This window comes from Rhizobium album (assembly GCF_003122325.1).
In the GTDB taxonomy this organism is placed as follows: Bacteria; Pseudomonadota; Alphaproteobacteria; order Rhizobiales; family Rhizobiaceae; genus Metarhizobium; species Metarhizobium album.
This window is the reverse complement of record NZ_QFBC01000015.1, coordinates 151,479-172,428: the sequence shown is the minus strand read 5'-3', so window position 1 is coordinate 172,428 and position 20,950 is coordinate 151,479. Positions and strand designations below refer to the sequence as shown.

General features: G+C 61.5%; 20 protein-coding genes and 1 pseudogene. 17 read left to right on the top strand and 4 right to left on the bottom strand.

The features are described 5' to 3' along the window. Positions 1 to 344 precede the first annotated feature (344 nt). The 6 genes from DEM27_RS25575 (at position 345) to DEM27_RS25550 (ending at position 7,498) form a co-directional block, all read left to right on the top strand. Entirely contained in the window at positions 345 to 1,004 is a 660-nt protein-coding gene (locus DEM27_RS25575) for an HAD family hydrolase (RefSeq protein WP_109461072.1), read from the top strand. Positions 1,005 to 1,031: 27 nt separating this feature from the next. Next, the gene (locus DEM27_RS25570; protein ID WP_109461071.1) at positions 1,032 to 2,213 is read left to right on the top strand and encodes an MFS transporter; all 1,182 of its coding nucleotides are present in this window, start codon (positions 1,032 to 1,034) and stop codon (positions 2,211 to 2,213) included. Positions 2,214 to 2,358: 145 nt separating this feature from the next. Beyond that, positions 2,359 to 3,966, top strand: a complete 1,608-nt coding sequence (locus tag DEM27_RS25565; RefSeq protein WP_165823594.1) for a GMC family oxidoreductase — start codon at positions 2,359 to 2,361, stop codon at positions 3,964 to 3,966. Between the two features lie 376 nt (positions 3,967 to 4,342). Then, on the top strand, positions 4,343 to 5,416 hold the full coding sequence (locus DEM27_RS25560) for a substrate-binding domain-containing protein (RefSeq protein WP_109461069.1): 1,074 nt from the start codon (positions 4,343 to 4,345) through the stop codon (positions 5,414 to 5,416). 65 nt (positions 5,417 to 5,481) lie between these two features. Next, positions 5,482 to 6,282 carry an ATP-binding cassette domain-containing protein gene (locus DEM27_RS25555; protein WP_109461068.1) on the top strand — a complete coding sequence of 267 codons (801 nt, stop codon included), beginning with the start codon at positions 5,482 to 5,484 and terminating at the stop codon, positions 6,280 to 6,282. Further along, the gene (locus tag DEM27_RS25550; protein ID WP_205908961.1) at positions 6,275 to 7,498 is read left to right on the top strand and encodes a sugar ABC transporter permease; all 1,224 of its coding nucleotides are present in this window, start codon (positions 6,275 to 6,277) and stop codon (positions 7,496 to 7,498) included. The genes DEM27_RS25555 and DEM27_RS25550 overlap by 8 nt, the downstream gene beginning before the upstream one ends. An 84-nt stretch (positions 7,499 to 7,582) precedes the next feature. Here the strand turns inward: DEM27_RS25550 and DEM27_RS25545 are convergent, their stop codons facing one another. Next, positions 7,583 to 8,548, bottom strand: coding sequence for a LysR family transcriptional regulator (locus DEM27_RS25545; RefSeq protein ID WP_109461067.1), 966 nt, complete (start codon positions 8,546 to 8,548; stop codon positions 7,583 to 7,585). Between the two features lie 117 nt (positions 8,549 to 8,665). On the opposite strand from DEM27_RS25545, the gene DEM27_RS25540 reads away from it, so the two are divergent. The 4 genes and pseudogenes from DEM27_RS25540 to DEM27_RS25525 form a co-directional block, all read left to right on the top strand. Continuing rightward, a complete protein-coding gene (locus DEM27_RS25540) occupies positions 8,666 to 9,652 on the top strand; it encodes an amidohydrolase family protein (RefSeq protein WP_165823592.1) in 987 nt (328 codons plus the stop codon). Between the two features lie 7 nt (positions 9,653 to 9,659). Next, positions 9,660 to 10,883, top strand: coding sequence for a metal-dependent hydrolase family protein (locus DEM27_RS25535; protein ID WP_109461065.1), 1,224 nt, complete (start codon positions 9,660 to 9,662; stop codon positions 10,881 to 10,883). A 113-nt stretch (positions 10,884 to 10,996) separates the two neighbouring features. Further along, a complete protein-coding gene (locus DEM27_RS25530) occupies positions 10,997 to 11,239 on the top strand; it encodes a hypothetical protein (protein ID WP_109461064.1) in 243 nt (80 codons plus the stop codon). A gap of 103 nt (positions 11,240 to 11,342) precedes the next feature. Beyond that, a pseudogene (locus DEM27_RS25525) lies at positions 11,343 to 11,871 on the top strand (NAD-binding protein); the annotation flags it as partial. Here DEM27_RS25525 and DEM27_RS25520 read toward each other — a convergent pair. From DEM27_RS25520 to DEM27_RS33680, 3 genes are all read right to left on the bottom strand, one after another. Further along, complete coding sequence (locus tag DEM27_RS25520; protein WP_165823589.1) at positions 11,762 to 12,154, bottom strand: aldo/keto reductase; 393 nt, start codon at positions 12,152 to 12,154, stop codon at positions 11,762 to 11,764. The pseudogene DEM27_RS25525 and the gene DEM27_RS25520 sit on opposite strands and share 110 nt — an antisense overlap. Further along, positions 12,154 to 13,671 carry a malonate--CoA ligase gene (locus DEM27_RS25515; protein WP_109461063.1) on the bottom strand — a complete coding sequence of 506 codons (1,518 nt, stop codon included), beginning with the start codon at positions 13,669 to 13,671 and terminating at the stop codon, positions 12,154 to 12,156. The genes DEM27_RS25520 and DEM27_RS25515 overlap by 1 nt, the downstream gene beginning before the upstream one ends. Positions 13,672 to 13,743: 72 nt before the next feature. Further along, the gene (locus DEM27_RS33680; RefSeq protein ID WP_128755569.1) at positions 13,744 to 13,941 is read right to left on the bottom strand and encodes a hypothetical protein; all 198 of its coding nucleotides are present in this window, start codon (positions 13,939 to 13,941) and stop codon (positions 13,744 to 13,746) included. A gap of 416 nt (positions 13,942 to 14,357) precedes the next feature. On the opposite strand from DEM27_RS33680, the gene DEM27_RS25505 reads away from it, so the two are divergent. From DEM27_RS25505 to DEM27_RS25475, 7 genes are all read left to right on the top strand, one after another. After that, the gene (locus DEM27_RS25505; RefSeq protein ID WP_109461061.1) at positions 14,358 to 15,713 is read left to right on the top strand and encodes an NAD(P)/FAD-dependent oxidoreductase; all 1,356 of its coding nucleotides are present in this window, start codon (positions 14,358 to 14,360) and stop codon (positions 15,711 to 15,713) included. An 84-nt stretch (positions 15,714 to 15,797) separates the two neighbouring features. Then, complete coding sequence (locus DEM27_RS25500) at positions 15,798 to 16,646, top strand: IclR family transcriptional regulator (RefSeq protein ID WP_205908960.1); 849 nt, start codon at positions 15,798 to 15,800, stop codon at positions 16,644 to 16,646. Positions 16,647 to 16,662: 16 nt separating this feature from the next. After that, positions 16,663 to 17,016 carry a RidA family protein gene (locus tag DEM27_RS25495; protein WP_109461060.1) on the top strand — a complete coding sequence of 118 codons (354 nt, stop codon included), beginning with the start codon at positions 16,663 to 16,665 and terminating at the stop codon, positions 17,014 to 17,016. A 56-nt stretch (positions 17,017 to 17,072) separates the two neighbouring features. Next, on the top strand, positions 17,073 to 18,083 hold the full coding sequence (locus DEM27_RS25490; protein ID WP_109461059.1) for an ABC transporter substrate-binding protein: 1,011 nt from the start codon (positions 17,073 to 17,075) through the stop codon (positions 18,081 to 18,083). 69 nt (positions 18,084 to 18,152) lie between these two features. Next, positions 18,153 to 19,040: an ABC transporter permease gene (locus DEM27_RS25485; RefSeq protein ID WP_128755568.1), complete on the top strand. Its 888-nt coding sequence runs from the start codon at positions 18,153 to 18,155 to the stop codon at positions 19,038 to 19,040. Between the two features lies 1 nt (position 19,041). Then, complete coding sequence (locus DEM27_RS25480) at positions 19,042 to 19,821, top strand: ABC transporter permease (protein ID WP_109461057.1); 780 nt, start codon at positions 19,042 to 19,044, stop codon at positions 19,819 to 19,821. Further along, positions 19,818 to 20,924: an ABC transporter ATP-binding protein gene (locus DEM27_RS25475; RefSeq protein ID WP_109461056.1), complete on the top strand. Its 1,107-nt coding sequence runs from the start codon at positions 19,818 to 19,820 to the stop codon at positions 20,922 to 20,924. Before DEM27_RS25480 ends, DEM27_RS25475 begins: the two co-directional genes overlap by 4 nt. Positions 20,925 to 20,950 lie beyond the last annotated feature (26 nt).

Genomic DNA, 20,950 nt, shown 5'->3' with positions numbered 1-20,950 from the left:
AGCAGTTTCCTTCTGTGAGACGTCCAATCCGACATACTGTTTCACTGTGATGTCCTCCCGTTGTCACTGGGACCAATCTGCCACCATCGAGGAGACTGGGACATGCCGGCAGCAATTACGTCATCGTGTAAAAAATAGAACCACGGGAAACCTGATTGATATGAGTTATGTAAACGTTTACAAATAAAATGAATGGAATGCAACGTGCGGACCTTGCCGAAAATGACGATGCTTCGACGAGATCGATACCTCCCTTGCGAGGAGTGGTGCACATCGCATCCCGAATCGGGTATGGCACGGACGCAGCCAACCGCTTCCGTGCCCGTCTGCAGCCGGAGGATGACATGCCCTATCTCGACCGTTTCAAGACCGTCATCTTCGACTTCGACGGGGTGATCCTCGATTCCGCACGCCTGAAAACCGCCGCCTTCGCCGAGACATACCGTTGTGAAGAGCCTGATAAACTGGCCGAAGTCGTTGCCTACCAGCAGCGGCATGGCGGCATCGGCCGGCGGCAGAAATTCGAATATTTCGAACGCGAGATTTTTGGCCGGCCGGGCGACGAGGAAACGGTGAACCGACTTTGCAACCGGTTCGGACAGATCATCGAAGAAAGCATGCTCTCCTGCGCTTTCATTCCGGGCGCCGAGGCGCTTTTGGCGCACCTCAAAGACATTGTGCCTATGCATGTGGTTTCCGGCATGCCGGAGGACGACCTGAAAATCGTCATCGAGCGCCGCGGCCTGTCGCAGTATTTCCGCACGGTATCCGGCTCACCCCAATCCAAGCATGCCGCGTTCCTGGCCATCATGCAGATGGAAAATGCCGAGGCTTCCGAGTGCCTTGCCGTCGGCGACTCCTTGACGGAGTTTCATGCAGCCCGCAAGATCGGCAATCCATTCCTCGCAATCGTCGCGCCCGATGCGGCCGACCTCTTTCCCGCCGAGACCCAGAAAACAAGCGATCTCACTGACTTCGAGCGCGCCGCTCGCCAGGCCCGGTGACCCGCCGCAGTGACGAGCCCTTTTGACATGATAGCAGCGCATCAACGACCATATCTCTCATTTTTCCTGCTGGCGATTGCGACCGGGGCCTTCATGGCCCGTATTCCGGATCTGCAGACGCGTCTTGGCATCGACAAGGCGCAGCTTGGCCTGACGTTGATCGGCCTGGCGATCGGCTCGCTGATTTCGCTGTCGGCCTCGGCGCCGATCATCGAGCGCCTGGGCAGCAAGCGGACACTGTCCATCGCCATACCGGGGATCGCCTTTCTGCTGGCCTTCACGCCGATGATGCCGAGCGCGCCCTTCGTGTTCGGCCTGCTGTTTCTCGCGGGGCTTTTGGCCGGAACGCTGGAATTGACGTTGAACGTCGAAATCGGCCGGATCGAAGCGCAATGCGGCTTCAGCATCATGAACCGTGCTCATGGCTTCTGGAGCATCGGGTTTTTCGTCACCGCGGTGACCGCATCATTCATTCGCCAGGCGGGCATTCCGATGCAGACGCATATGGTCGTCGTGGCAGCCATCGTATTCGCCCTTGCTGTCGTCAACTTCAAGGGCATGGTCAATGCCCCGAAACCGGCGATCGTGACCGACGACAAACCGCCTCTCGTTGCTTTTCCGACGCTCGCCCTGATGCCGCTCTGCATCATCGGGATCTCGGCATGCCTGGTGGAAGGCGCCGGCATCGACTGGTCGGCGATCTACATGCGCGACGTCTTCCAGTCCGAGCCATTTGTCGGCGGATCGGGGCTGACGCTGTTCGCCTTCTTCATGGCGCTGACGCGGGTGACCATCGATCCGGTGGTGGATCGCTTCGGTGCAAGCGTGGTGGCGCGTGTGCTTCTGGTTGTCGCCGCGGCCGGCCTGTCGATGGTCTGGCTGGCCGACCACGAATATGTCGCGCTTGCTGGTTTCGCGTTGATGGGCGGCGGCTGCAGCGCCGTCTATCCGATGGCGATTTCCGCCGCCGGCCAGAAGACCGACAGGCCGGCGGCCATCAACGTCGCCGCCGTCGGGCAGATGGCCTTCGCCGTGTTCTTTCTTGCGCCGCCGCTTCTCGGTTTCGTGGCGGAAGCATGGGGCATGAAGGCGGTCTATGTCGTCTGCCTGCCCCTGATTCTGGTTTCCATCTTCGCCAGCGGCGCGCTGAAGTCCGGTTCGCGGTCGAAATCGACTGTGAGCCCGGCGAGCCACGAGACGGCGCTGTAGGCGTCCGGCAGGATCGCCATGCCGCGCAGATGGCCCTTGCGGCGTATAGTATGACTCAAAGTCATGGACGAACGAGTGCGCGTGGCTTGATGGAGGGGCCGCTTTGGGCGAGTTAGGAAAGAAAGCGAATGTGGAGCCGGTTGCCGTGAGCAGTGAAAATTTCGATTTTGTCATCGTCGGCGGCGGGTCTGCCGGAAGCGTTCTGGCCAACCGGCTGAGCGCACGCGGCGACCGCGTACTGCTTCTGGAAGCCGGCGGCTCGGGCCGCGAAATCTCCTACGACCTGCCGTTCCTGGCCGCCAAGCTGTTTTCGTTCAAGCGCAACAACTGGGCCTACAACTGCCTGCCGCAGAAAAACATGGACGGCCGCACGCAGTATTTTCCCCGCGGCAAGATGCTGGGCGGTTCGTTCATCTTCAACGGCGCGCAATATATTCGCGGCAACCCGTCCGATTTCGACACCTGGCGCCAACTCGGCAATCCGGGCTGGTCGTTCGAGGACGTGCTGCCCTATTTCCGCAAGTCGGAGAAATATTTCGGCGGCGACAATGCCTTTCACAGCACCCGCGGGCCGATGCCCGTCGCCAAGCCGCCGATGGTCAGCGAACTGACGGAAGCCTATCTCGAAGCCTGCCGGCAGGCCGGCTATCCGTTGAACGACGACTTCAATGGCGCTTCGCAGGACGGCTTTGGCGTCTACGACTTCAACATCGCCGGCGGACGCCGCCAGACGACGGCGAAGACCTTCCTGCGCCCCGCCATGAGCCGGCCGAACCTCAAGGTGGAGGTGAACGCCAATGTCCACAAGGTGGTAGTCGAGAAAGGCGTGGCGGTTGCCGTGGAATACGAGAAGGGCGGCGCGGTCCATCGGGTACGCGCCAACCGCGAGATCGTTCTGGCCGCCGGCTCGTTCAACTCACCAAAAATCCTGATGCTGTCGGGCATCGGCGATCAGGAGGCACTCGGCAAGCTCGGCATTTCCGCCGTAAAGCACCTGCCGGGCGTCGGCGCCAACCTGCAGGATCACGTCAACGTATCGGTGGCGCACAGTTCGAAGAAACCCGTGTCGATGGCTTCGTCGCTGCGCATCCATTCGCTGACGCTGGCGATGATGAACAGCCTGCTGTTCAAAAAAGGCCAGGTCTCGCAGAGCCCGCTCGAAGCCGGCGGCTTTTTCAGCACCCAGGCAGGCGTCGATGCGCCGGAATGCCAGGCCGTGTTCATTCCCTATTATCCGGGGCAGGGGCTGAAGATCTGGATGCCCTGGGCGGACAAGCTGGAGGGCCATTCCTATGTGGTGCATGTCTGGCCGAACCGCCCGGAAAGCCGCGGCAAGATGTGGCTGAAATCGGCCGATCCGAAGGAGGCGCCGATCTTCGATCCGAATTTCCTGTCGTCCGAATACGATATGGCGATCACGCGGGAGGCCATCCGGGTCACCCGCAAGATTTTCGCGCAGGAGGCTTTCGAACCCTATCGCGGGCCGGAATTGACGCCGGGCGCCGATGTCCGCTCGGACGCGGAACTGGACGCCTATATCCGCAGCACGTCCGGCATCGGTCACCACACCTGTGGTACGGCCAAGATGGGACAGGACGCCATGGCGGTGGTCGACGAGACGCTGCGCGTCCACGGCATCGCCAAACTGCGCGTCGCCGATGCGTCGATCATGCCGACCATGGTCAGCGGCAATACCAATGCGGCTACGATCATGATCGCCGAAAAGGCTGCCGACATGGTGCTTGCGGCCTGAACCATCGACTGAATGTCCCGACTGCCGCCCGGCGTGTGAGACGGCTGGCCAGGCACAGATGCGCAATGACAGATCCGGCCCCGATGACGCCTGGCGTCGTCGGGGCTGTTTTCGTCTGGTCCGACAGCTGATGTTCGGCTTTGCGGTGCGGTGTTCCTTGACGAACGTCATGCGGGCAAACGCATGAGAAAAAGTCATGATGGAATGACGGGGCTTATCTTGAGCACTCGAAGGCGCCGCAATAGCCTGTTCCTACCTGATGAAACGGAGGAAGCGATCCGCCGCAAGGCGGCCCCCTTCAGGCAATAAAAATAATGGTGAAATCTATGTCTTCTGCGGCCGGCTGGCCATATGGATTACAAAAGGGGAATGACCAATGAAAAGAACTATCTCCGCCGCGCTGCTATCGGCCGTTGCTCTCTTCGGCACCGTGCCCGCAATGGCCGCCGAGCCTTCCGGCACGGTCTACCTGCTGGTGCCCAACGTCACCACCAATCGCTGGGCCAAGTTCGATATTCCGAACATGACAGAAGCGATGAAGAAATACGCGCCCGGCATCGAGCTGCAGGTCCTGAACGCCAACGACGACATGCAGCAGCAGGTTTCGCAGGCTGAATCGGCGCTCGCCAGCGGCGCGCTGGGTATCATCCTCGTTTCCGTCGATCCGCCGCGTTCTGCGAGCATTCTCGCCAAGGCGGAAGCCGATGGCGTGCCGGTCGTGACTTATGCCCATGATCCCGGCCCCGGCCCGGTCTCCTACCACGTTTCCGTGCCGTTCAGCGATATCGGCGAGGCTCAGGGCAAATATCTCTCCGAGCACCTGCCGGAGCATCGCCCGGTCCGTCTCGCCTACATGCTGGGCGATCCGAAATTTGCCTTCTATGGCGAGCAGATGAAGGGTTTCGACAAGTATCTGAAGCCGCTCATCGATAACGGCACCGTCGAGATCGTCTGCCAGGCCGATGCCCTTCTGTATCTTGCCGCCAATGCCCAGAAGAACATGGAGCAGTGCCTCACCAAGACCAACAACGAGGTGGACGGCGCGGTTGTCATGAACGACGACACCGGCGGCGGCGTCATTGCCGCGTTGAGCGCCCAGGATATGGTCGGCAAGGTCAAGGTCTATGGCGGATACGATGCGACGCTGGAAGGCGTGCAGCGCGTGCTTCTCGGATGGCAGGCGGCTGACATGGCGCCACCCTACAAGGGGATGGCGGATGCCGCCGTGCAGTTGATCGTCTCGAAGATCAAGGGCGAGGAGGCACCCGAGGGTGTCGTCAACGGCACCTGGCCCAACAATTTTACCGAGGGCGGCGTTCCGGCCCGTCTGGAGCCGAACGTCTTCATCACTCCGGAGACCGTGCAGGCAAGCGTTATCGATGCCGGCCTGTTCACCAAGGAGGAATTGTGCGGCGGCATCGGCAAGGACGCCGAATTCTGCAAGAACTGAGCGAAACAAAAGGAGCCGTTCCTCACGGGACGGCTCCTGAAAATAATGAAAACGGGGTCCTAGTCATGAACAACAACGAACCGCCGATCCTGGAGGTCCGCAACGTGTCGATCCGTTTCGGAGGCGTTGCTGCCCTTACCAAGGTGTCGCTGAGTATCTGGCCGGGAGAGGTCGTCGCTCTGGTCGGCGACAACGGCGCCGGCAAGAGCACGCTGGTCAAGACGATCTCCGGCATCCAGTCGCCGGACGAGGGCGAAATCCTGGTCTCGGGAACGCCGCTTTCGCTGAAAAGCCCGCATGACGCCAACGCCGCCGGCATCCAGACCGTCTACCAGGACCTTGCCATCTGCGACAATCTCGACACCGTGCAGAACCTCTTCCTCGGCCGCGAATATTATCATCCATGGTACAAGGGCCGCCGGCTGGACCGCGCCCGCATGGAGGCGCGGGCAAAGGAGGTGCTGGCCAATCTCGACGTGAAGATTCGCGATATCAATGTTCCGGCCAACTCGCTGTCTGGCGGGCAACGCCAGTCCGTTGCCATCTGCCGCTCGATCCTCACCGATCCGCGTGTCGTCCTGCTGGACGAACCCACCGCCGCGCTCGGCGTGGCACAGCGCAAGCAGGTGCTGAACCTCATCGAGCGCCTGCGTGCGCAGGGCCGGGCGGTGATCGTCATCTCCCACGATCTGGGCGACGTACAGCAGGTGGCCGACCGGGTGGTGGTGCTGCGACTTGGCAACAAGGTGGCGGAGGTCAGCCGCGGCAAATACACCCGCGAGGAGCTGGTCAGCGCCATCACGGGAATGATCAGCAACGAAGAAATGGCGGCCCGGTCCCGCAACGAGGGAGCCGCCCATGTCTGACCACATCTCGACCTCGGCCTCCTTTGCCAAACCCGTCACGCAGGAATCTCAGAAAATGAAGTTTGACGTTGCCTTGGGAGCGTTGGCGACACGGTATCGCATGCTACCGGTCCTTCTGGCGCTCGTGCTCATCTGGGCCTATTTCGCCTGGGCGAACCCGCTGTTCCTCAGCCCGCGAAACCTCTCCAACCTGTCGCTGCAGATCGTCACCACCGGTATTGTCGCGCTGGGGCTGATGTTCGTGCTGGTCATCGGCGAAATCGACCTTTCCGTCGCCGCCACCGGTGCCGTCTCGGCGGCGATCACGGCGGGGATGGCGGTCAATCAAGGGTTCGACACCGTGACGGCGGTCGCCGCCGGCCTGATCATCGGCGCGGCGATCGGATGCGTGCAAGGCCTTGTCATCACCTATTTCCGGGCGCCGGCCTTCATCGTCACGCTCGGGACGTCACTCATATTGCAGGGCATCCTGCTCGACCTGCTGCCGGCAAGCTCGAACCTGATCTCGCTGGTCGGCCAGCCGCTGGGCAAGGTCGCGACGGTTTATCTCCCGGGCTTTGTCAGTATCGCCCTGCTCTGTATCGTCATCCTGCTCAGCCTCGTCTTCCGCCTGCAATCCTATGCCGCCAAGAAGCGCAACGCCTTGCCGGCGTCGTTCCTCTGGTCGGTGATTGCGCCCGCCGTGGCACTTGCCGTCGTCGGCGCCATCGTCATCGCCGTCTTCAATTCCTACAGGGGCGTTCCGCTTCTGGTGGCATTCCTGCTCGGTCTGCTGGGTTTCTTTGCCTACGTTACGACCCAGACCCGCTTTGGCGTCTACCTCTATGCCATCGGCGCGAATGCCGAGGCGGCCCGCCGCGCCGGCATCTCCGTCCGCTTCCTGCGTGTCACGGCTTTCACGCTGACCGGTGTTTTTGCCGCCCTTGGCGGCATGATCGCCGCCGGCCGCGTCCTTGGTGTCTCGCCGGATTCCGCCGATACCACGCTTCTGCTGGAGGCGATTGCCGCAGCGGTCATCGGCGGTGTCAGCCTCTTCGGGGGCAGGGGGTCGGTTTGGGCGGCGCTGACGGGCGCCCTGGTGATCGGCAGCGTTTCCAACGGCATGCTGCTGGTCAACGCCTCGACGCAAACCCGGCTGGAAGTGCAGGGCGCCATCCTGACCCTTGCCGTCATCCTTGACGCCTATCTCTCCCGCAAGGCCAACAGGGGCCGCTGATTTTCCCAGGTGCGGTTTCCCAAGCCGCATCACCATTGGACCGCCACGCACCCTAAAGGGCGGGCGGTCCTTTTTTTGCGCGGCCTATCGCATCAGCTGCAAGGTTTGTTCGGCCGTGCGCCGCGCCTCGGCCCGCAGAAACGTCCTGAATTTCTGGACGCCCGGTTTGCTGCGTTTGCCTTTGGGGTAGACGAGATAATACCGCCACGGCGTCGGCACCGGCACGCTGTGAAGCAGCACCAGCCGGCCGGACGTCAGTTCGTCGATCACCATGAACGGCGGCATCAGGATCGCGCCGAGCCCGGAAATCGCCGCTTCTATGCCCATCTGATATTGCTCGAAGCGCGGTCCCTGGTTGGGATGCGGATGGTCTATGCCGACATCCTTGAACCACTCCCGCCAGGCGGTCGGCCGGTGGGTGTGCTGGATGAGGGTGAGCTCGAACAGCAGCCGCGCATTCGGCGCGACACCCTTCCTGATCAACGCCGGCGAACACATCGGCACCAGCACTTCGTCCATGATCAGTTCCGACAGGCTACCCGGCCACGCCTCGCTGCCATAATGGATCGCGGCATCGATGTTGCTGCCATCGAATTCGAAGTGGCCGATCCTGCCGGTGACCGAAATGTCGATCGTTGGGTTCTGCTTCAGGAAGCGGATCAGGCGCGGTGCCAGCCAACGGCTGCCGAGGCTGGGGAGTGTCGCGATGCTGAGCGATTCATGCGTGCTCTTGTAGGTCGCGAGCCGGAGCGTTGCGGCTCCCAGTTCGCTGAGCAGCGTCGAGACCTCTTCGAAATAGGCCGCGCCCGATTCCGTCAGGACCAGGCCATGCCCGGTGCGCTCGAACAGCGGCGTCGCGGTGATTTCCTCGATGGAGCGCACGGCGCGGCTCACACCGCTCTGGGTGATGTTCAGCTCTTCCGCCGCCCGTGAAAAGCTCTTGTATTGCGCCGCCAGGATGAACGCCCGCAAACTCGTCAGGGAGGGCAGGCTGCCTTCGCGCTCGATGGCGTCGATCGGCGTGGAACTGTCGGGTCCGGTTCTTTTCATCGCATGTCCACCTCATGACTTTTCGTCATGGAGACACAACTCCGTTCGTATTGTCAATCAAGCCCGACAACGCAAAATGGCTTCCGAACGAGCAATTCTGTCGTCGGAACAGTCGTAATGGATGTTGGAAAAGAAATCGAGAACGTACGCAGCACCCCGGCAAAGGCGTCAGATGAGGGAAAGTCATATCGTCTGAAGGTTTTCGACCCGCATCACCATCTCTGGGATCTCGATCGCAACAGCTATCCCTGGATGGAGCCGGGCACGCCTTCCATCGTCGGCGACCCCGCTCCCATCCGCAAAAATTACCTGGCGGAAGACTATCTCGCCGACACAGCGGATTTCGATCTGATCGGCACGGTGCATCTGGACGGCGGGTTCGACCCCGCAAACCCGGTCGGAGAAACACGCTTCGTGCAGAAACTGCATGAAGACAGCGGTTTTCCCAATGCGATCGTCGGCCAGGTGGCGCTCGACGATCCCAAGGCTGCGGATGTGATCGAGGCGCACATGGCGGCGTCGCCGCTGTTTCGCGGCATCCGCCATATCGTCGCCTGGCATCCCGATCCGCAGCTTCGCTACGTCGAACGCAGCGATTATCTCCGGGACGAAGGCTGGATCCGCAACTTCGGCAGGCTGGCCGGCTACGGGCTGTCCTTCGACACGCAGGTCTATCCGCACCAGATGGGCGACGTCGCCAGGCTGGCGCGAACCCATGCGGAGACCCGGATCGTCGTCAACCAGGCCGGCATGCCGGATGGGCTGAGGACGGGTGACTTCTCGGAATGGAAGGCCGGAATGCGGCTGCTGTCGTCCTGTCACAACGTCTTCGTCAAGATCTCGGGCTTCGGCATGCTGCTGCCCGGCTGGACACGGCAGGACGTCAAGCCGCTGATTGCGGAACTGATCGATCTGTTCGGCCCGTCGCGGCTGATGTTTGCCAGCAATTTTCCCGTCGACAAGCTCTTCCGGCCGTTCCGCGACATCTACATGGATTACGCCGAATGCGTGCGCTGGCTTTCACCCTCCGAGCAGGAGGAGATGTTCAGCGGCACCGCCATGCAGCTTTATCGCCCCGTTTTCCCCAGCGTCATCAGAAAGTGAAAAGACAATGAGCCGGACCCTTCTCAAGAACGCATCTATTCTGGATGTGGACGCAGGGACACTTCTCGAGGAACGCGACGTTCTCATCAGCGACGGCAAGATCGCCGAGATCGGTGAGAGGAGGCTGGCGGCCACCGGCGCCCAGGTGATCGACGTCAAGGGAAAGGTGCTGATGCCCGGCCTCTGCGACGCGCATGTACACGTGATCGTACCGATCAACAGCTTTCTGCAGCTGACGAAATGGTCGCCCTTCTATACGGCGCTGAGGGCCATGCCGGTGCTGGAAGGCATGCTGATGCGCGGCTTCACCACCGTCCGAGATGCGGGCGGTGCCGATTTCGGCCTTGCCCGGGCGGTCGAGGAAAAACTGATCCCCAGCCCGCGCATCCTCTACAGCGGCAAGGCGATCTCGCAGACGGGCGGCCATGGCGACATGCGCGGCGCCGGCGAAAGCGCGTTCGACAGCCACTACTACGTCCCGAGCCTCGGCCGCATTGCCGACGGCGTCGATGCGGTGCGGCTCGCCGCCCGCGACGAGATCCGCCGCGGCGCCAGCCAGGTGAAACTGATGGTCGGCGGCGGCATTGCCTCCTATACCGATCCCATTCATTTCGTTCAGTTCTCCGGCGAAGAAATCCGCGCCGCCGTCGAGGAGGCGGAAAACGCCGGCAAATACGTCATGGCGCACGCCTATACGGCCCGTTGCATCCAGCATGCGGTCAGAAACGGCGTGCGTTCGATCGAGCACGGCAACTTCCTCGACGATGAGACGGCAATTCTCATGAAGGAACGCGACGCCATCCTCGTTCCGACCCTCGTTGCCTATACGACGATGTGGGAGGAGGGACTGCAGATCGGCATGCCGCCGGAACTGCACGCCAAGATCAAATATGTCCTCGACATCGGCTCGACGCAGCTCGAGGTGGCGCAACGCCATGGGGTGAAGATGGTCTACGGCACCGACCTGATCGGCCCGATCCACCGGCACCAGTCCATGGAATTCAAGATCCGTGGCGAGGTCTTGCCCACGATCGAGGTCATCCGCTCGGCGACGAGCTACGCGGCCGAACTGTTCCAGATGGAAGACCAGATCGGCAAGGTGAAAACCGGCCTGCGCGCCGACCTGCTGGTGGTCGACGGCAACCCGCTCGACGATCTCAACGCTCTGCAGGATCCGTCGAAGCTGTCACTGATCATGAAGGATGGCGATATTTACAGGAATACGCTTTGAGACTGGGGATGTCGTCCAAAGCCCTGCATTGCCAGCCGAAGGCTACTTGACGAGCGCAGGGTTCATCACGATAGGGTCAGGGCGAAAAATGTGATAGGCACCAGCCAGGCAAGATGAGGAATGCAACAGTGAGCGAATCGACCGTAGCCGATGTCATAAACCGTATCTATGAATCGCTCCAGGCGGACAATGCCGATATCGACGTGCATATCGCAACCCTCAAGGCAGCGTTGACGAAGGAGGGTCTGAAGGAAGCTGTATTCGATCCGGCCTGGCTCGTGCAGAACAACCGCTCCGGCAGAAAGCTGATGCAGGCCTATTTTCGGCAACGCGGCGTAACCGTGAAATTCTTGTAGAAAGTCAAAAAATCTCTGAGAGAGATTAGATAAATCAATGGGTTATATAAAGGAATTAATTCCCATGCGCCTTTAAAAGCGGCAGACATATGCCAAAATCGCGCTGGCAGCCGCGCTGGAACCCCGTGGCATCGTGCTGCTCGATGCGCCGCTGGGCCGCACGCCGAAGGAAGCGGCGGCGGCGAGCATGTCGCACGCGCCCGCCCGGTCGTCGAAGCCTTTGCCGGATACGTGGTGCACACCGGAGCGACAGGCAGCGGCCACACGATGAAGCTGCTCGTCAATCTCGTTTCGATGGGCTACTCCACCATCTATTCCGAGGCGCTGACCGTTGGTGCGAAAATGGGCCTCACGCCACAGGTCATCGACAGCGTGCTCAGCGGCAGCCGCACGGATTGCCCCTTCTATCAGGCCTTCTTCGATTTCGTTCTGAACCGCAATGAGGATGCGCCGCGCTTTGCAATGAAAAATGCGCTGAGGGACATGACCTATCTTGCGGCAACTGCGCAGGCGGCGGGGTCGTCAACCCGATCGGCGCGGCGGTTCGCAACAGTTTTGCCACGGCGGTCGCAGCCGGGCAGGGCAATGCCTTCGTTCCGGGCCATCCGCAGCGACAAGACCCTCTGTCTTGAGGTCGCTCCACAGCGCCGCCGGGATGGACAGGCGGCTATAGGCGAGGTTCTGCTCCAGCTCGGCGACGGAGCGTGCGCCGGGGATGACGCTGACGACCAGCGGATGACCGAGCGGGAATTGCAGCGCTGCCGCGGGCAGCGGCACGCCGTGGCGTTCGCAAACGGCCTCGATGCGGGCGACCCGTTCCAGCACGGCCGCCGGCGCGGTTCGCGTGTTGGCGACATTCGCTCCCGAAAGGCAGCGACCGTGAGGATGGAAAGACCTGTAGTCAAACCGGGCCATTACGAGGCGTTGGAATAGAGTTCCCTGAACTGATCCCGAAGCACGTTCTTCTGTACTTTTCCCATCGTGTTGCGTGGCAGTTCATCGACAAACAGGACGCGCTTGGGCAGCTTGAACTTGGCGAGGCGCTCGCCGATGATATCAAGAATGGTAGCCTCGGTGGCTGCGGATTGGGCGGTGCGGACGACGACCGCAGTCACGCCTTCGCCGAAATCCTTGTGCGGCAGGCCGATCACGGCACTCTCGCTGACGCCTTCGATCGCATCGATCTCTTCCTCGACCTCCTTCGGATAGACGTTGAAGCCACCCGTGATGACGAGGTCCTTGCCGCGACCGAGAATGTGGACATAGCCACGTTCATCGATTTTGCCGAGATCGCCGGTGATGAAGAATCCGTTCTCCCGAAGCTCGGCGGCGGTTTTCTCCGGCATGCGCCAGTAGCCCTGGAAGACATTCGGTCCTTTGACCTCGATCATGCCGATCTCGTCGACGCTAAGAGCACTGCCGACCTCGGGGTTGGTGATCCGGACCGAGACGCCGGGCAGGGGCAGGCCGACGGTGCCGGGAATGCGCTCACCGTCGTACGGGTTGGAGGTGTTCATGTTGGTTTCGGTCATGCCGTAACGCTCAAGGATGGCGTGTCCCGTGCGCTTGCTCCATTCGATATGGGTTTCCGCCAGAAGAGGTGCGGAGCCGGAGATGAACAGGCGCATGCCAGCGGTCGCCTCCGCAAGCCTTGGGCTCTGGAGAAGGCGGACATAAAATGTCGGCACGCCCATCAGGACCGTGGCGTTCGCCATGTGGTCCAGAATTTGGTCGCGATCGAACTTCGCCAGGAAGATCATCGAGGCCCCGGAGAACAGGGTCACGTTCGTGGCGACGAAGAGACCGTGCGTGTGATAGATCGGCAGCGCGTGGATAAGCGTGTCGTCCGCCGTGAAGTGCCAGGCGTCGATGAGACTCATGGCGTTCGAGACCAGATTGTCATGCGATAGCATGGCCCCCTTGGAGCGCCCTGTTGTCCCCGAAGTGTAGAGAATGGCGGCAAGGTCATTCCCATCCCGCTGTACGGTCTCGAATTCCGGGGATGAGGTTGCTGCAGCCGACGCCAGGCTGCCGTCACCTGCGGGGTCGAGTGTTTTGACCGAAGCACCGATCCTGTCGGCGATGGCTGCCATTCCCGTCTGCACCATCGGATCGCAGACGATCAGCGAAGGTTCTGCATCGCCGACGAAATAATCGATCTCGGCGAGCGTGTAGGCGGTATTGAGCGGCAGGAAAACTGCACCGGCGCGCACCGTCGCCAGGTATAGCGCCAGCGCATTGACGGATTTTTCGACTTGCACGGCAACGCGGTCGCCGGGCTTCACGCCGTCCGATACAAGGACGTTGGCCAGGCGGCCTGATAGCGCGGCGAGGTCGCCATAGCTGTATACCTGCCCGCTGGCGTCGGTGATCGCTATGGCGGCGTCGTCGCGAACGGCCGATTGCAGGCGAGCGAAAAGGTTTGCGTTCATTTTTTCTCCCGGGCGGCTTTGCCACTCAAGTCTTCTGTACGGTGAGTTCCCGTGACCGCATCGTCGCAAGGATCAGTTTTCGAATTCCTCATGCATGTCGCGCAAATGTGTGCAGCGGTTTTGCGAAAACGACACGTGGAAACAAAGAGCTAAAGCGTGCGAGCGAATCTGAGAGATCGCGACACGCTTTTGCGTGTTGGCAATGATGCCCGCCTCCGCGAAGGTGTCAATGGTCGATCTCGATCCTGTCGAGCTGATATGGATGGTCATGGCTCTCAAGGAGGATCCTGGCGGCCCTCCTGCATCGTCAACCTTGTCGGGCGCGTTTGCCAACTGCGCCAAGCAGGCGCTCGACCCTAGGTCCGTTCTGATCGATAAAAGCCAGGCACTTCCGGCGATCCCCGCTGGCACTCACGGACGGCACCTTCGGTGACATTGCCGGAACCGAAAACGACACGGTCCGACGGGGGGTAAAGGCGAAGCCCTGTCGATTGACCGGTCTGCAAAGATGGGCTCTTCGACTCCACGAATAAGCTCCCAACAGGCCTGTTCTCACCTTCGCTGTGCCGCTGCAACTGCTTTTCGACGCCAAGGCAAGTGGCATATGTCGATATTGACAAATCGTATAATCTGGAATTACATACTATTATCGATATATAGATATCGCATAGCGATAGCAGGTAAGAATGTACGATCCTCTCGTCCACAGTTTTCCAGATCAGAAACAGTCCGGCCCGGACTCCTACTGGCTGAAAGTCAATACGAAAGCGCCTGAGGATGACGGTGCTGTCACGGGAGATATCGATGTCGACGTTGCTATCATCGGCGGCGGATATACAGGCCTGTCGGCGGCGCTCGCCTTGGGGCGTGATCATGGGATCAAGGCCACAGTCCTTGAGGCCCGCTCCTCCGCGTGGGGCTGCAGCGGCAGAAACGGAAGCTTTGCCCGCATTTCCGGCGGACGCGTGCCGTGGTCGACTTTGGTCAAGACCTATGGCGCCGATATCGCCAGGGCGTATTTTGGCGAACTCCGGCAGGGCCTCGATACCGTTCGCGCACTGATCGCAAGCGGCGAATTCGAATGCGACAAGCAGCCGGACGGGGTCTACAAGGTTGCCACCTTCGCGAACCACGCAGCCGCGCTCAGGCGGGAAGAGGAACTTTACAACACTGTCCTCGGCTATCCCGCCCGCTATGTCGATGCCGGCCGTTTGGGCGGTATTCACGAGGGGCCGGAAAGCCATGGTGCGCTCTACCTGCCCGATGGATTCTCCCTCGATCCGCTGAAGCTCGCGCAAGGGATCCATCGCATGGCGCGCAGCCATGGCGCGCGCATTCACACGAATTCTCCGGTCATCGGCTGGAAGACAGCGGGTGATACGCACCACCTCTCGACGCCCGCCGGCACGGTCCGCGCCAAACGGGTGATCGTGGCCACCAATGGTTATACGTCGTCGCAATTGCACGCGCGATTGGCAGCGCGCATATTGCCCGTTCATTCCCAGATCATCGTCACCGCCCCGATGACGCAGGCGCAGGTCGAGGCAAGCCTTCCGTCGGGCAACTGCATGTTCGATACCCGCGGGCTGCTCTTTTATTATCGCCGGCTGCCCGACAACCGGATGCTGTTCGGTGGACGCAGCGCCATCTCCGGCGCCGATGCGTCCGCCCCCCGCCACCGGCAATATCTGTACGATGCAATGACGCGGAAATTCCCGGCACTTGCCGGAATCGACGTGGATCACTGGTGGGGCGGCTGGGTTGCGGTCACCCGCAATTCCCTGCCGTTCTGTTATCGGGTTCCAGGCCTCGGCGAGGTCTTCACTGCTGGCGGCTACGCGGGGAGCGGCGTGTCCTTCTCCGTGCATCTCGGCACCAAGCTTGCGATGATGGCGGCAGGACTGCCGTTCGAGACGGGCGCGACGTTCCTCACCCGTGAGCCGGACCGTTATCCCTTCGCATCCTTCATCCGGTTTGGCCAGTGGATGGCCTACCGCTGGCTGAATGCCAAGGATGCGCGTGAAGCGCGCAGGGCTGGCTGACATCATGGCCGGGCGCTTTTCACGATCGATGTATGAGAGAGCCGCACGTTTCCGTGGGCGCGTGACAGCCGGAAGGGGAGTGTTATGACTGCACGTCCCTCCAACCTGACGCGATTGGCCACAATGACCGTAGCTGAAGATTCTCCTCTTTATGTCACCGCTCTTGCAAAGGGCCTTTCAGTCCTGACAGCGTTCGGCCCGTCCAGGCCGGCCATGAACCTGTTGGAGCTGGCGGATGCCACCGGCCTCAACAAAAGCACCGTCCAGCGTTCCGTGTTCACGCTCGAAGCCATGGGTTACCTGGCGCGCGACGGCGGCTCCAAGCGATATCGGCTGACGGTGAAATCCCTGGAAATGGGAACCGGCTATCTCCAGACCGCAGAACTGGTCGAGCGAGCCAATCCCTTCATCCAGCAATTGAACCGCCAGACGGGCGAGAGCTGCAACCTGCTCGAGCCGTGGGAAACGGACATGGTGTATGTGGCCCGGTTCACGAGCCATAAGGAAATGCCGATTCACGTTCCGATCGGGCAACGCCTGCCGATGTACTGCACGGCGGCGGGTCGCGCCTATCTTTCGGCCCTGCCGAAGCAGGTGGCGGCTGTCTATATCGAGCGGTCCAACCGGGCGGCGTTTACGGCGCATACCGTGACGGATCCCGCCATGTTGATGGAACTGTTGCAGCGTGCCCGCACCGACGGCTTTTCCCTCATCACCGAGGAAATCTACGTCGGCGACATCGCGATCGGCGCCTGCATCGTCAATGCCGAGGGGCAGCCGCTCGCGGCGATCAATATTTCCGTGCCGTTCAGCCGCTGGCGGCCCGAGCAGGTTCTCTCGGACCTCGCTCCGCAGCTGGTCAACACCGCGCGGGCCATTTCGAGCGCCGCAAAAGGGCTAAAACCCTCCGGCGCAATCAAGCACCAAACCTAGACGCCAAGGAGACTGCATGTCCATTCAACGCTTTGAACCCAACGGCAAGCGCCTGAGCCACGTGCTGGTCCACAACGGCATCGCTTATGTCACCGGCCAGGTTCCGGCCGATCGCAGCCAGGACGCCGCCGGCCAGACCGCGCAGGTGCTGGCGCGCATCGACGAGCTGCTTGCCAAAGCGGGAACCGACAAGTCCAGGATTCTCTTCGCGCAGGTCTGGCTGAAGCATGTCGTCGCGGATTTCGCAGCGATGAACAAGGCCTGGGAGGACTGGATTCCGGAAACCGCATTGCCCGCCAGGGCGACGGTGGAGGCCAATCTCGCCGCCGAGAACATTCTCGTCGAGATCGCCGTCCAGGCGGCCGTCTAGCCCGCTGGCACATTCAACGTCGAAAGATTCCAAAGCAGAAGGATGGGGAACTGAACATGCGTAATATCCTTGCACTCACAGCGATGGCCACGCTTCTTGCGGGCACGGCCGTCAATGCCGCCGATACGACCCTGACGATTTCGAGCTATGGGGGCGTCTACCAGGAAGCCCAGTCGAAATCCTACTTCCAGCCGTTCATGGCGCAGAATCCGGATATCAAAATCGTCGAGGACAGCTCGTCAAGCAATGCCAAGCTGAAGGCCATGGTGGAAACCGGCAATGTCACGCTGGACCTGCTGCTGACCGATGACAGCTTCGGCCTCGACGCCGACGCGCAGTGGCTGGAGCCGATCGACTATTCCGTCGTCGACAAGTCGAAATTCATCGACGGCGCGGCAGGCACCTACCGCGTGGCTTCGGACATCGAGGGCACCGTGCTGGCCTACAATGCCGAGGAATTTGGCGGCGAGGCGCCGAAGGGTTTTGCAGACTTCTTCAACACCGAAAAATTTCCCGGCTCGCGTGCCGTCTGGAAGTATGCCGCCTCCGGGATTTTCGAGGTGGCTCTGATTGCCGACGGCGTGAAGCCGGAAGAGCTTTACCCGATCGACGTGGAGCGTGCGCTCAAGAAGCTCGATACGATCAAGGACGATCTCGTCTGGTGGGAAAGCGGTTCGCAGTCGGAGCAGCTGCTGTCGAGCGGCGAGGCGAGCATGGCGCTCGTCTGGGTCGGGCGCGCGGTGAACGTCGCGGAAAAGGGCATCAAGATTGACTGGACCAACTGGACGTCCCAGACCGGATACTGGGTGGTGCCGAAGGGCACCAGGAACAAGGAAGCGGCAATGAAGGCCATCAGCTTCTTTACCGAGCCGGCCCAGCAGATCGAGTTCACCAAGTACATGCCCTATGGCCCGTCCAACAAGAACGCGCTCGCTTCGGTTGACGCTAAGTTCAAGGGCAGCCTGCCGACGGACCACCTCGACACCCGCGTTCTGATGAATGCCGACTGGTGGGCCGAAAACGGCGCGAAGGTCGATCTTCGTTTCCAGGAATGGCTCCTCCAGTAAGGCAAACCGGCATGCGACCCGCCCGCAGGCGTGGGCGGGTCCTGCTTCAACTTCGTGTTCGGACATACGATGACTGTCTCAACCAACGATCGCGGCCTGCCCGTAGCGACTGCACCACGGACGTTTCGGGTTCCGCCGGCCTTCTGGCTGATTGCACCGGCGATCCTGTTCCTTGCGCTTTTCTTCGTCTTTCCGTTGCTAAAGCTCGTGGCGATTTCGCTACCGGGCGGCAGCATCGAATATTACGAGCAGATCTTCACGACACCCGTCTTCCTGCGGGTGATCGGCGAGACATTTCGGGTGTCGCTTATCGTGACGGTGGTCACCGTCGCCGTTGCCTATCCTTATGCCTATGCCATGGCGCATGGCGGGCGGGCGATCCTTCTCGTCCTGACGATCGCGCTGCTCATCCCGTTCTGGGTGAGTCTGTTGTTGCGTAGTTTTTCATGGATCGTGCTGCTGCAGAACAGCGGCCTCATCAACGACTTTCTGATCGCCACGGGCTTGATCGAAAAGCCGGTCCGGCTGATCCGCACGCCGTTCGGGGTGATGATCGGCATGGTCCACATCCTTCTGCCTTACGCCGTCCTGCCGCTCTACACCGTCATGAAGAAGATCGATCTCCGTCTCATGGAGGCATCGTCCATCTGCGGCGCCAGCTGGTTGAAGGGATTTGCCCGGATCTATTTCCCGCTGTCTCTGCCGGGCGTCATGGCCTCCGCCATTCTTGCATTCACGCTGGCGCTGGGCTTCTACATCACGCCGGCCCTGCTCGGCAGCCCGCGCGACATGATGATCGCGCAGATGATCGCCGGCCAGTTCAACGAACAGCTCAATTTCGGCCTTGGCGCGGCGCTTGCGGTCGTCCTCATGGTGCTGACGGCCGTCGCCTTCGGGCTTTTCGGCGCCGTTCGCACGGCGCTTCAACTCCGCGGCCGGTCGAAGGACGGGATGTGACATGGACAAGCTGAGGCGCATTCTCTTCTGGCTCGTCGTTGGCTTGACGGCGCTGTTCCTGCTCCTGCCGACCCTGATCATCGTGCCGATGTCGTTTACGACGACAACGACGCTGGAGTTTCCGCCGGTGGGCTTCACGCTCGATTGGTATGGAAAGGTCATCGGCGCCGCCGACTGGCAAAGCGCTCTGGTCAACAGCCTCCTTGTCGCGGTCGCCGCCGCAACGCTCGCCACCGTCATCGGCACGGCTGCCGCGCTCGCCCTTCACGCCCATCGTTTCCGCGGCAAGGCGCTGGTGATGGGGTTGCTTCTCAGCCCGATGATCACACCGGTCATCGTGCTTGCCGTCGGCATGTACATGGTGTTCTCGGGCTGGGGCCTCGTCGCGACGCGGCTGGGGCTTGTCCTGGCGCACACGGTGCTCGCGATCCCGTTCGTCGTCGTCTCCGTGCTTGCCAGCGCCGGCATGGTCAACCCTTCGCTGGCGCCGGCCAGCCTTGGCCTGGGGGCGAGCCGCTGGTTCACCTTCCGGCGCGTCACGCTGCCGCTGATCATGCCGGGCGTGCTGTCCGGTGCCGTGTTCGCATTCATCACCTCGTGGGACGAGGTCGTCATCGCGCTGTTCCTGGCCGATGCGCAGACCCGCACCGTGCCGATCATGATCTGGAACCAGGTTCGAACCAATCTCGATCCGGCCACGGCCGCCGTCGCGGCCATCCTGATCTTTCTGTCGGCGCTCGGCGTCCTCCTTTCATATAAATTCAGGGAAGCCAGGCCATGAACGCCTCTCTCCAGACCACCGCCGGCACGGCCATGAAGCTCGAAGGCGTCTCGAAGCTCTACGGGCCCGTAAAGGCCCTCGACAATATCTCCTTCGAGCTGCGCAAGGGGGAGTTCCTGACGATGCTGGGGCCTTCGGGATCCGGCAAGACCACGTCTCTGCGCGCCATCGCCGGTTTCATCCAGCCGACCGCCGGCCGCCTGCTGATCGACGGTCGTGACATGACGGGCGTGCCGCCGCAGAAGCGCAACATCGGCATGATGTTCCAGGACTACGCGCTCTTCCCGCATATGACCGTCCTCGAGAATGTCGCCTATCCCCTGGAGACCCGCGGCATCAGGCGTGCCGAGCGTGAAAAGCGCAGCATGGAGATGCTGGAGATCGTCGGCCTGGCGCATTGTGCCAAGCGCTATCCGAAAGAAATGTCCGGCGGGCAGCAGCAGCGTGTCGCGCTCGCCCGGGCGCTGGTCTTCAAGCCGGACATCGTGCTTCTGGACGAGCCGATGGCAGCCCTCGACAAGAAGCTTCGCGGGCAGATGCAGATCGAGATCATGCATATCACCCGGCAGGTGGGCGCAACCGTCGTCTCCGTCACGCATGATCAGGAAGAGGCGCTGGTCATGAGCGACCGCATCGCCATCTTCAAGGATGGCTGCCTCGAGCAGATCGGCAGTCCAAACGAGCTTTATCAGCAGCCGTGCTCCGAATTCGTCGCGGACTTCATCGGCGAGGCAAACCTCTTGCGTGGCAAGGTGCGTGCCATGCCTGATGGCGTGGTGGTCGAAGGGAACGGCTGGGGCGCCCGTCTGCCGGCAGGCGATCCGCGGGCGCAAGCCGTTGCCGCGGCGCAGAACGTCTGCGTCGTCCTTCGACCGGAGCGGATCCGCGCCGTGGAGGCCGGTTCCGAAAGCGGCAATGCCGGTGAAGGCATGATCGAGGACAAGATCTATCTCGGCGTCGAATACCGGCTCGTGGTGCGGATGAACGACGGCAGCAAGATCAATATCCGCAGCCGCGATATCGCAGGGATCGCCGGCATGAAGGCCGGGGACAGGATCGGCATGGCCTGGTCGCCGGACGATATCGTCATTATCGGCGCCTGAGACACTACGATACAGGGGAGGGGGAT